The sequence below is a fragment of the Streptomyces sp. NPDC127106 genome, assembly GCF_042677605.1.
Taxonomy (GTDB): domain Bacteria; phylum Actinomycetota; class Actinomycetes; order Streptomycetales; family Streptomycetaceae; genus Streptomyces.
Map to the genome: position 1 here is coordinate 32,897 of NZ_JBHXTC010000059.1, position 10,926 is coordinate 43,822.

Annotated in this window: 6 protein-coding genes; 2 read left to right on the forward strand and 4 right to left on the reverse strand. The window is 76.3% G+C overall.

What is annotated here, in order from left to right; translation table 11 throughout:
- Positions 1 to 114: 114 nt before the first annotated feature.
- The 4 genes from ACFVGY_RS31895 to ACFVGY_RS31910 all read right to left on the reverse strand — a co-directional run bounded on the left by ACFVGY_RS31895 (position 115) and on the right by ACFVGY_RS31910 (position 7,107).
- Positions 115 to 963: a carbohydrate ABC transporter permease gene (locus tag ACFVGY_RS31895; protein ID WP_385684066.1), complete on the reverse strand. Its 849-nt coding sequence runs from the start codon at positions 961 to 963 to the stop codon at positions 115 to 117.
- Positions 960 to 2,345, reverse strand: a complete 1,386-nt coding sequence (locus ACFVGY_RS31900; RefSeq protein ID WP_385684069.1) for a carbohydrate ABC transporter permease — start codon at positions 2,343 to 2,345, stop codon at positions 960 to 962. The genes ACFVGY_RS31895 and ACFVGY_RS31900 overlap by 4 nt, the downstream gene beginning before the upstream one ends.
- 4 nt (positions 2,346 to 2,349) lie before the next feature.
- Complete coding sequence (locus ACFVGY_RS31905; protein ID WP_385684072.1) at positions 2,350 to 3,732, reverse strand: ABC transporter substrate-binding protein; 1,383 nt, start codon at positions 3,730 to 3,732, stop codon at positions 2,350 to 2,352.
- A gap of 207 nt (positions 3,733 to 3,939) precedes the next feature.
- Positions 3,940 to 7,107: an FtsK/SpoIIIE domain-containing protein gene (locus tag ACFVGY_RS31910; RefSeq protein ID WP_385684075.1), complete on the reverse strand. Its 3,168-nt coding sequence runs from the start codon at positions 7,105 to 7,107 to the stop codon at positions 3,940 to 3,942.
- Between the two features lie 417 nt (positions 7,108 to 7,524).
- Here ACFVGY_RS31910 and ACFVGY_RS31915 point away from each other — a divergent pair, with 417 nt between their 5' ends.
- Both ACFVGY_RS31915 and ACFVGY_RS31920 read left to right on the forward strand, forming a co-directional pair.
- Positions 7,525 to 9,360, forward strand: coding sequence for a protein kinase (locus ACFVGY_RS31915; RefSeq protein ID WP_385684078.1), 1,836 nt, complete (start codon positions 7,525 to 7,527; stop codon positions 9,358 to 9,360).
- A 278-nt stretch (positions 9,361 to 9,638) separates the two neighbouring features.
- On the forward strand, positions 9,639 to 10,901 hold the full coding sequence (locus ACFVGY_RS31920; RefSeq protein ID WP_385684081.1) for a serine/threonine-protein kinase: 1,263 nt from the start codon (positions 9,639 to 9,641) through the stop codon (positions 10,899 to 10,901).
- The last annotated feature ends 25 nt before the right edge of the window (positions 10,902 to 10,926 follow it).

A 10,926-nucleotide genomic window follows, 5' to 3' on the forward strand; every position in this document is an offset into this window, starting at 1 on the left:
CGGCAAACGGGTTACACCGCGTCAACGCGGCACGTCGAAGCCGGTCCCCGCGGGGTCCGGCCGTGGCGGCGGCCGACCGTGTCGCCCACGGTGGTGCCGCCCAGCGCGACCGTCCTACTTCACCGCGCCGGCCGTCACCCCGGTCGTGAACTGCTGCTGGAACGCGAAGAACACCACCAGCGGCACCACCATCGACAAGAACGCGCCGGGCGCGAGGACGTCGATGTTGTTGCCGAACTGCCGTACCTGCTGCTGGAGGGCGACCGTGACCGGCGGGTGCGAGGAGTCAGCGAAGACCAGCGCGACCAGCATGTCGTTCCACACCCACAGGAACTGGAAGATGCCCAGCGAGGCGATCGCGGGCGCCCCCAGCGGCAGCACCACCCGGGCGAACAGCCGCAGTTCGCCGGCCCCGTCCAGCCGGGCCGCCTCCAGCAGCTCCCGCGGGATCTGCGCGAAGAAGTTGCGCAGCAGGAACACCGCGAACGGCAGCCCGAACGCGGTGTGGAACAGCACCACCCCCGCGGTCGTCTCGAACAGGCCGAGGGTGCCGAAGAGTTCGGAGACCGGGATCAGCGCCACCTGCACCGGGACGACGAGCAACGCGACGACGACCAGGAACAACCAGTCCCGGCCCGGGAACTCCAGCCAGGCGAAGGCGTATCCGGCGAACGAGCCCAGCACCAGCACCAGCAGGGTCGCGGGCACGGTGATGGCCACCGTGCTCAGCAGCGAGCCGGTGATCGCGTCGTTGGCGAGCAGCCGCTCGTAGTTCCCGGTCGTCAGCCGGGCCGGCGCGGTCAGCGCCTGCCACCAGCCGCCGCGGTTCAGGTCGCCCGGGTCCAGGAAGGAGGAGACCAGCAGTCCGAGCGTGGGCAGCAGCCAGAACAGGCCCGCGCAGACCAGGAAGACGCGGACCGCCCCGCCGGCCGCCCGCGAGGCTGCGGTGTGCACGAAGCTCATCGGCGGGCCTCCCGGCGCATGCGGCGGATGTTGTAGAGCATGACCGGCACCACCAGCACCAGCAGCAGCACCGCGATGGCGCTGCCCAGCCCCGCGTCGGCGTCCGTGCCGAAGGAGGTCCGGTACAGCTGGAGGGCCAGGACGTTGGCGTCGTCCTGGACCGAGCCCGGCGCGATCACGAACACCAGGTCGAAGATCTTCATCACGTTGATCACGAGGGTGACGAGGACCACCGCCAGCACCGGCGCCAGCAGCGGGACGGTGATCCGGCGGAACACCTGCCACTCGTTCGCCCCGTCCACCCGCGCCGCCTCCAGCAGCTCCCGCGGCACGGAGGCCAGCCCCGCCGCGATCAGCACCATCGCGAACCCGGCCCACATCCACACGTACGCGCCGATGATCGCCGGGGTGACCAGCGACGGGCCCAGCCAGTCCGCCCCCGCGTACGGCTCCCGGAAGTTCGACGCGGGCAGCCGCAGCAGCGCCCCGTCGGCCTTCGCGGACATGCTGAACGTGCCGTCCGCGCGGGTCGTCGCCGACTCCACCACCCGGCCGTCCCGGACCGCCTCGATCCGCATCCCGGCGAAGCCGGACTCCGCCGGGTCCACCGCGTTGGTCCGGCCGCCCCCGCCCCGCGTGAAGTCCTGCCAGGCCGTCCCCGTGACCCGGCCCGGCTCCGCCGCCGCGGGCCGCGCCGTCCGGGTGCCCCCGGGCAGCGTCTCCGGGGCGACGCCGACCAGCGGGAGCAGCACCGGCGTGCCCGCCCGGACCGGCTCGCGGGTGACGTAGCCGCCCGCGTCCGCGCCCCGGGCGGGGACGAGCGGCGCGTCCCGGCCCGGGCGGGCCCGCGGGAACGCCGACGCCGGCGCGAAGGTGTCGTGCACCGCGACCAGCACCGCGTTGGCGGCGCCCCGGTCGGGGTCCTGGTCGTAGACCAGCCGGAAGATGATCCCGGCCGCCAGCATCGAGATCGCCATCGGCATGAAGACCAGCAGCTTGAACGCGGTGCCCCAGCGCACCCGTTCGGTGAGCACCGCGAAGACCAGACCGAGGGCCGTGGCGGCGGCCGGCGCGACCACGACCCACACGGCCGTGTTCTCCACGGCCGTGCGGATGGCGTCGTCGCGCAGGATCTCCGCGTAGTTGTCCCCGCCGACGAAGCGGTCGCCGGAGCGGTCGAAGAGGCTGCGGTAGACGGAGTAGCCGATCGGGTGCACGACGAGCGCCCCGAGCAGCACCAGCGCCGGGAGGAGGAACGCCGCCGCGACGAGGCGGCGGTGCCGGGCCTGCCCGGACCGCGACGACGGCGCGGCCTTGCGCGCGGCGGCTTTGCGCGCGGCGGCTTTGCGCGCGGCCGCCCCCGTACCGGTCGAGGACGTCACGGGGTCAGTTCCCGTACGCCTTGGCCGCCTCCGCCTCCAGTCTGTTCTGGGTGCCCGCCACGTCCGACGGGTTCGCCAGGAAGTCCTGCAGCGCCTTCCACTCGCCCGCGCCCGGGGTCCCGCCGAAAGCCGCGGGCGCCTGGTCCGACATGTCGAAGCGGAAGTCGTCGCCCGCCGCGATCAGGGCCTGCGCGATGCCCCGCTGGATGTCGTTCGGGTACGCCGACGGGTTCACCGCCTTGTTCGGGGACAGGAAACCGCCTTCGCGGGCCTGGATCTCCGCCGCGTCCGGGGAGGCCAGGAACGTCAGCAGCGCCTGCGCGCCCTTCGACGGCTTCAGCGCGACCGCCACGTCACCGCCCGAAACCACCGGAGGTTTGGCGCCCACCGCCGGGAACGGGAACACCAGGGCGTCCTCGCCGATCTTCGCGTCCGTCTGGGCGATGTTCACCGCCACGAAGTCGCCCTCGAAGACCATCGCGGCCGCCGGCCGGTCCCCGCCGGTGAACACCTGCGTCACCGACTTCGGGAACTCGGTCGCCAGCGCCCCGCTCGGCCCGCCCGCCAGGAAGTCCTTGCGGCCCACCAGCTCGGCGAGGGTGGTCAGCGCCTGCCCGACGCTCGGGTCCGTCCACTTGATCTGGTGCTTGGCGAGCTGGTCGTACTTCTGCGGGCCCGCCTGCGAGAGGTAGACGTTCTCGAACCAGTCCGTCAGCGTCCAGCCGTCCGCGCCGGCCACCGACAGCGCCGGGGTGCCGGACGCGGACAGCGTGTCCGCGACGGTCAGCAGTTCCTTCCACGTCGTCGGGGGCTGCACCCCGGCCGCTTCGAAGGCCTTCGCGTTGTACCAGATCAGCGACTTGTTGGCGGCCTTGTAGTACACCCCGTACGGGGTGCCGTCGACCGCGCCCAGCTTCTTCCAGCCGTCGGAGTAGTTCGCGTCGAGCTGGGCCTTGGCCTCCGGGCCGACCGGCTGCACCCACTTGTTCTGCACCGCCGCGGTCAGCGCCCCGACCTGCGGCAGCAGCGCCACGTCCGGCGGCTGCCCGCCCGCGATCTTCGTGCCGAGGAAGGTGACGATCGGGTCCTGGGCCGGCACGAAGGTGACCGTGGCGCCCGTCCGCTTCTCGAACTCCTTCAGCACCTTCGTGAAGTTCGCCTGCTCCGGGCCCGTCCACACCGCCGAGACCTGGAGCTTCTCCCCGTCCAGCCGCGGTAACTGCACCCGCGGCACGGCCGAGGCCGTCGCCCCCGGAGGCGGATCCGCCTCCGAGCCCCCGCCGCCCCCGCACCCGCTCAGCGCAAGGGCGCCCGCGGCGGCCAGGACCGCCCAGGCGCGGTTGCTGCTCCTACGGTTCTTCGTATGGATCGGTCCCTGCCTGAGCATGGTTCGCCCCCGATTCCCGTGGTGTGACCCGTTCCACAGGTCTACGCCGAGCCGGGCACCCCCGCAATACCGCGTCAGCCCGGCGTGGCGGCGACGCGCCGGGCCCCCGGGAGCAGAGCGGGGGGCCCGTACGGGGCTCACGGGGGCCTCGCGGGGGTCGTGGCGCGCGGCCGGGGGCCCGCCGGGGTGGTGGCGTCGCAGGCGCGGTCAGGGGGCGGCCGGGAACAGCACCGGTACCGCCGAGACCAGGTGCGACGCCCGGTCCAGGGCACTGGCCAGCAGGGCCAGGTCGGTCGGGCCGTTGCCGAGCTCACGCACCGGACGGCGGGCCGGAGGATCACCCATCCGCTCCCACTCCACCGGGACCACCGTCGGCCGCTGGGTGGCCGTCCGCGGTATCCGGCCGGTCACCCGGCCGCCCTGGAACGGGACCGTCCGCCCGTCGGCGAAACGGAGCAGACCGCGGCCCGGACCCGGCCGGTCCGGCGCGTCGAGTTCCACCCGCAGCGGATCGCTCCGGACGAGCTCGGTATCGGCCGTACGGTCCGGACGGGCGGTCGCGGCCACCAGGTGCACGCCGAGCCGCTCCCCGTCCCGGGCCACCGCCTCCAGGACGCGGACCACCGACCCGGCGGCGGGCCGGCCCGCACTGCCCAGGCCCGGCGCGACCAGCGCGTCGAGGTCGTCCACCAGCACCACCAGGCGGGGCAGCGGGCTCGGCCCGGCCGGCGGGTCGACGCGTACGGCGGCGGCGCGCAGCCGCAGCGTGCCCGTACGCGGCTGATCCGCGTCACCGCTGCCGCCCTGCTCCGCGCCGACCTGCTCCGCCGGGGCTGGCCGGCGCGGCGACACCATCCGGTCGGACACCTCCCGGCGGGCGTGCCACTCCGCGAACGGGACCCCGTCCAGCAGTTCCGCGCGCCGCTTCAGTTCCGTACCCAGGGCCTGCGCGAACTCCCGCATCCGCACCGGGTCGGCGGCGACCAGGTGCGCCGAGACGTGCGGCAGGTCGGCGGCGGGCAGCAGCCCGTCACCGCGCTCCCCGCCCGCCCCGTCGAGCAGGACGAGGGCCAGCCGGTCGGGCCGCGCCCCGGCCGCCAGCGACGCGGCGACCGAGCGGAGCAGCTCGGTGCGGCCGCTCCCGGCCGGCCCCTCGACGAGCAGGTGCGGCCCGTCCTGCACCAGCTCGGCCCCGACCGGGCCGCCGCGGCCGCCGCCGAGCACGAACTCGACGAGCCCGCCGACGCCCTGCCCCTGCTCGGTCGCCGCGGCCCAACGGGCCATCAGCGACGCCGGGGTGGCCCGGGCCAGGCCCAGCTCGTCGAGGAGCCGCGCGGTCGGCGGGAGCGCCGTGGCCGCCTGCTGCGGCGGGGCTCCGGCGGTCCCGACGCGCAGCGGGGCCAGCGCCCGGGCGAACCGCTCCGCCCAGGCCGCGGAGACGGCGTCGGCGGGGGTGGCGGTGCCGGGCGGGCAGGGCGTGCCGCCGGCGACGGCGAAGGTCCGTACGGTGGTGGCCACGTCGCCGCTGAGCACGGCTGCCGCGCCGCAGTCCCGGAAGGCGGGGACGGCCGCGCAGGCGGCCTCGTAGGTGTCGGAGAGCGGGGAGGCGGGTGTCGCGGCCGGCGTCTCGGCCAGCACCAGGACGTGGATCCCGGCGGCCGCCCCGTGCGAGGCGAGCCGGCCGGTGAGGTCGCGCACCGCGGAGGTGCCGGGGTCCCCGTCCACGACGAGCAGGGTGTGCGGCCCCTGGTACGCGGCCGCCGCCCCGCGGACGGCGCGGTCGTCGGCGGTGACCCAGTTCACCCCGAGGGGGCCCTCGTCGAGGCGGCGGGTCAGCTCGGCGGTGCGGGCCGCGGCCTGGTCGCGGTCGTACGCGAGGAGCAGCCGGCAGTCCTGGCCGTGCGCGGGCCGTACGTGGGGCAGCCAGCCGAGCCAGCCCCACTCCTCGCGGCGCTGCGCCACGGGACGGGCCCGGTCGCTGCTGATGAGCACGATCTCCAGCTGCGCGGGCGCGTGCAGCGCGGCGAGCTGGGCGACCACCGAGCGGGCCACCCCGGACAGGCGGGCGCGCGGACCCGCGACGCCGAGCGCGCCGACGTCCTGGAGCGCGACCCGGCTGCCGGCGCCGAGGCCGACGTCGAGGCGGCCGCGCGGCCGGGACCACAGCCGCCGGGTGGGCGCGAGGGCCGCCAGCAGCAGGGCGGCGGGGTCGTCGGCGTCCGGCACGGCAGCCGCGGCCTTCGGCGCCGGCGCGGACGCCGCGGGCTCCTCCTCGCCCCGCATCCACCGCCGCGCCCACGCCCCGAACCCACCCCGCCACCCGGCGGCGGGGCCGGATGCCGCCGGGCGGGGGCCCGCCGGAGCCGGGGAGCCGGACCACGCCGGGCCGGAGTCCGTCGGAGCGGGCCCTGCGGGGACGGTGGCGGAGGGAGCGGCGGCGGGCGGGGCGGCGGCGGGCCGCGGCGGGACCGAGCCGACCGGGGCGGTGCCGACGGGGCGCGCCGGGCCGGAGCCGGCCGGAGCGGCCCCTGCGGTGCTGCCGGCGGGCGGGGCTCCGGCGCCCGACTCCGCCGGGCCGGTGGTGCCGGGCCGGGCCGGGAGGGGGCCCGTCCCCGTGACTCCGGACGCCGCCGCGGAGCCCGCCGGGCCGGTGGGGGCGGGCCGGGCGGTGGGCGCCGGGGTGGCGGGCGCCGGGGTGGCGGCGTCGGCCGGAGGCGGGACGCAGAGGTGGCCCTCGCGGTCCGGGACCACCGGCAGGTGGTCCGGGGCGGAGACGGCCAGGCGGAGGGTGGTCTCGCCTATCCGGAGCAGCGCGCCCGGTGCCAGCGGCACGGGCTGCGCGCCCACCTCCCGCCCGTCCACCGTCGTGCCGTTCGTGGAGTCCAGGTCGGCGACCGCCACCCGCCCGTCCGCCGCCACGGTCACCGCGCAGTGCAGCCGGGACACGTCCGGGTCGTCCAGCGGGACGTCCGCGTCGGCCGCGCGGCCGATCCGGATCGCCCCGGGGTGCAGCAGGTGCACCCCGCCCGCGTCGGGGCCGGCCACCACGTGCAGCTGGGCGCCCTCGGCCGCGTCCGGCGCGGCGTCCGGCACGGGGGCGTACAGCCCCAGCACCGCCCCGTCGACGAGCGGCGGCTCCCCGAGCACCTGCCGCTGCGGGTCGAGGCGCTCCGCACCGGCGTACAGCACGACCGTGCCCCGGGGGGTACCCGCAGGGGTGGCCGGGGGAGTGTCGGGCCCACCGACGGTCGCCGCCAGCCCGGAGGCCACCGCGGCCAGCGCGGTCCCGGCGGGCGCGGTGACGAGCACGTCACACCCGGCGGGCGCGGTCTGGTGGCCGCTGCGCGACCCGAGGACGGTCAGCCGGATCTGCATCGCCGTCAGCGATCCCTTCTGCGCGGTGCGCGGTTCGTGCGCCCGGCAGGGGACGACGGCAGCCGCACGGCTGCCCCGAAACCCCCACCCGGCGGGGGCTCCCGTCCCCGCCGTTCCGTACGGGTGCATCCTCGCACCTGTCGCGGACAACACGCCCGGTTCTCCCCAAGAAATGATCTTGAATGATCGCACCCGCGGGAAATCCGTGGGGAACCTCTGTGGAAAGCCGAGGAAAATCGCCCCAGGCATACCCCTCGAACGTCACCCTTCGTACATATGTACGGCAACCAACCTCCGGTACCCCGCGTCTTCCGGGAGGACACCCCCTAGAGTGGGCCGGAAAACGAACCCGGAAGACGAACCGGGAGAACGAACCACCGGCGGGACCACCGCAGGACGACACAGGGAGCGCGAGACGTGCGGCCAGTCGGCAGCAAGTACCTGCTCGAGGAGCCGCTCGGGCGCGGCGCCACGGGCACCGTCTGGCGTGCCCGCCAGCGAGAGACCGCCGGTGCGGAGGCGGCCGTCGCCGGCCAGCCCGGCGAGACCGTGGCCATCAAGGTCCTCAAGGAGGAGCTGGCCCAGGACCCGGACATCGTCATGCGCTTCCTGCGGGAGCGCTCGGTCCTGCTGCGCCTGACCCACCCCAACATCGTCCGCACCCGCGACCTCGTCGTCGAGGGCGACCTCCTCGCGCTCGTCATGGACCTGATCAACGGCCCGGACCTGCACAAGTACATCCGTGAGAACGGCCCCTTCACCCCGGTGGCCGCCGCCCTGCTGACCGCGCAGATCGCGGACGCGCTGGCCGCCAGCCACGCCGACGGCATCGTCCACCGCGACCTGAAGCCGGCCAACGTGCTCCTCGACGAGGGCGACGGCCGGATGAAGCCGATGCTCACCGACTTCGGCATCGCCCGCCTCGCCGACTCCCCGGGCCTGACCCGCACCCACGAGTTCGTCGGCACCCCCGCCTACGTCGCCCCCGAATCCGCCGAGGGCCGCCCGCAGACCTCCGCCGTCGACATCTACGGCGCCGGCATCCTGCTCTACGAACTCGTCACCGGACGCCCGCCGTTCGCCGGCTCCACCGCCCTCGAAGTGCTCCAGCGGCACCTCAACGAGGACCCGCAGCGCCCCCCGACCGTGCCCGAGCCGCTCTGGATCGTCATCGAGCGCTGCCTGCGCAAGGAGCCGACCGAGCGCCCCAGCGCCGAGAACCTGGCCCGCGGCCTGCGCGTGGTCGCCGCCGGCATCGGCGTGCACAGCGCCCCGAACGAGGTCGAGGCCGCGCTCGGCGTCGGCGCCCTGCTCGCGCCGGACCCCTCGCCCGCGCCCGTCCCCGGGACCGTGGGCGCCGCGGACCCCACGCAGGCGCTGCCCGCCCGCCCGGCCGCCGCGCCGGGCGTCGGCCCGGCCGGTGCGTACGACCCGAACGCCATGACCAGCGTCCTGCCGCCGGTCGGCGCCGACGACGCCACCTCCGTCCTGCCGAGCACCGGCGCCCCCGGCGTCCCGGACGCGGCCGCGACCTCGGTCATGCCGCCCGTGGAGCGCCCGGACCAGCCGCACCCCTGGCAGACGCAGATGCGGGCCGCGCGCGAGCGCAACGAGCAGACGCAGATGCACTACCTCGACCCGAGCGAGGACCCGCTGCGCCGCCGCCCGCAGCGGCAGGCGCCCCCGCAGCCGCAGCAGCGCCCCCAGCAGCCCCAGCAGCCCCCGCAGCCGCAGCGGCCCCCGCAGTACCGTCAGGGTCCGCCGCCGCAGCAGTACCCGCCGCAGCCGCAGCGCCCCCAGCCGCCGCAGTACCAGCAGGCACCGCAGCAGCCGTACTACCCGCAGCCGCAGCAGGCGCCCCCGCCGCCGCAGCCCCCGCAGTACCGGCAGCCGCAGCAGCAGCCCGCGTACCAGCCCCCGCAGGCCCCGCAGCCCCCGGTCCGGCAAGCGCCCCCGCAGGCCCCGCCGCAGCCGCGCGCCCCGCGGGAGCCGCGCGAGCCGCGCCGCCGCAGCGCCAACCCCATCAAGATCCCCGGCCTCGGCTGCCTCAAGGGCTGCCTGGTCATGATCCTGGTGTTCTTCGTGGCGGGCTGGCTGGTCTGGGAGCTCACCCCGCTCCAGGAGTGGATCGGCACCGGCAAGGGCTGGTGGGACCAGGTGTGGAGCTGGGGCACCGGAATCGTCGACTGGGTCTCGGCCCTCGGCGAAGCCACGGGCTCCGGCACCGACACCGGCAGCGGCACCACGCCCTGAACCGGGCCCGCACAGCGCCGACTTCGTAGATTTGTCGACATCCGGGCGCGATTTTGCCCGTAGAAGTGGTGGGGGGGGGGGGGGCGCGCGGGGCCCCGCCCCACGCGCCCCCCCGCCGGGGTGCGGGGGGCCGCCGCCCCCGGGCCTGAATATCTATTTTTACACACATGCGGGGCATTTATACCCCCTTTCATGTAACGCCCGCGCCGCCCCGCCCCCCCCTTCACCCTTCCGGCCGCGTAGCTTTGGGGCGTACGCCAGCCGCTGAGGGAGCAGTCGTGGCACGGAAAATCGGCAGCCGGTACACCGCACACCAGATCCTGGGGCGCGGCAGCGCGGGCACGGTGTGGCTCGGCGAAGGGCCGGACGGGCCCGTCGCCGTCAAACTCCTGCGCGAGGACCTCGCGTCCGACCAGGAACTGGTCGGACGCTTCGTCCAGGAGCGCAGCGCACTGCTCGGCCTGGACCACCCGCACATCGTCTCCGTCCGCGACCTCGTCGTCGACGGCAACGACCTGGCCCTGGTCATGGACCTCGTGCGCGGTACGGACCTGCGCACGCGCCTGGACCGGGAGCGGCGGCTCGCCCCCGAGGCGGCCGTCGCGATCGTCGCGGACGTCGCGGACGCGCTCGCCGCGGCCCATGCCGCCGGGGTCGTGCACCGCGACGTCAAGCCCGAGAACGTGCTGCTCGACATGCAGGGCCCGCTCGGGCCGGGCGGATCGCACCCCGCCCTGCTCACCGACTTCGGGGTCGCCAAGCTGATCGACTCGCCGAAGCGGGCCGGGGCGGGCGCCGCGACGGGCCGTGCGTCGGCCCCGGCCACCCGGATCATCGGCACGCCGGACTACCTGGCCCCGGAGATCGTGGAGGGCCTCCCGCCGCGGGCGGCCGTCGACATATACGCCCTGGCCACCGTCCTGTACGAGCTGCTGGCCGGGTTCACCCCCTTCGGCGGCGGCCACCCGGGCGCGGTGCTGCGCCGGCACGTGACGGAGACCGTGGTCCCGCTGCCCGGGATCCCCGACGAGCTGTGGCAACTGGTCGTGCAGTGCCTGGCCAAGGCCCCCGCCTCGCGGCTGCGGGCCTCCGAGCTGTCGGCGCGGCTGCGGGACCTGCTGCCGATGCTGGCGGGGATGCCGCCGCTGGACGTGGACGAGCCCGACGACGCGGAGCCGGAGCAGCCCGAGGCGCGGGAAGCCCCGGGGCAGGCCGAGCCGGTCCGGCGCCGCGGGGTCGTCCCGCTGGTGCCGGGCACCGCGACCGACTCCAACAGGGACACCCACACCTCGATGCGGGTGCCGGCGCCGGACGAGCTGGCCGGGGGCGCGCTGGGCACGGCGCGGGTGCCGCGGCCGGCCGGGGGCCACCGGCCGGGGGCCGCCCGGCACCGGGCGGGCACGGTCCGTCGGCGGCGGCTGGCGCTGTCGGCCGCCGCGGTGGGCCTGGTGGCCGCGCTCGGGGTCGGCGGCTGGCTCGCCTCGTCCGGCGACGAGCCGACCAGCCCTCCGGCCAAGCACTCGGCCCCTCCGAAGCGCTAGCTGCCGGGGGGGCGCCGGCCCGCGG

Bases quoted from the DNA above. Each gene is read 5' to 3' on its own strand.
- ACFVGY_RS31905 (WP_385684072.1), bottom strand. From the start codon at position 3,732: ATGCTCAGGCAGGGACCGATCCATACGAAGAACCGTAGGAGCAGCAAC.
- ACFVGY_RS31895 (WP_385684066.1), bottom strand. From the start codon at position 963: ATGAGCTTCGTGCACACCGCAGCCTCGCGGGCGGCCGGCGGGGCGGTC.
- ACFVGY_RS31910 (WP_385684075.1), bottom strand. From the start codon at position 7,107: ATGCAGATCCGGCTGACCGTCCTCGGGTCGCGCAGCGGCCACCAGACC.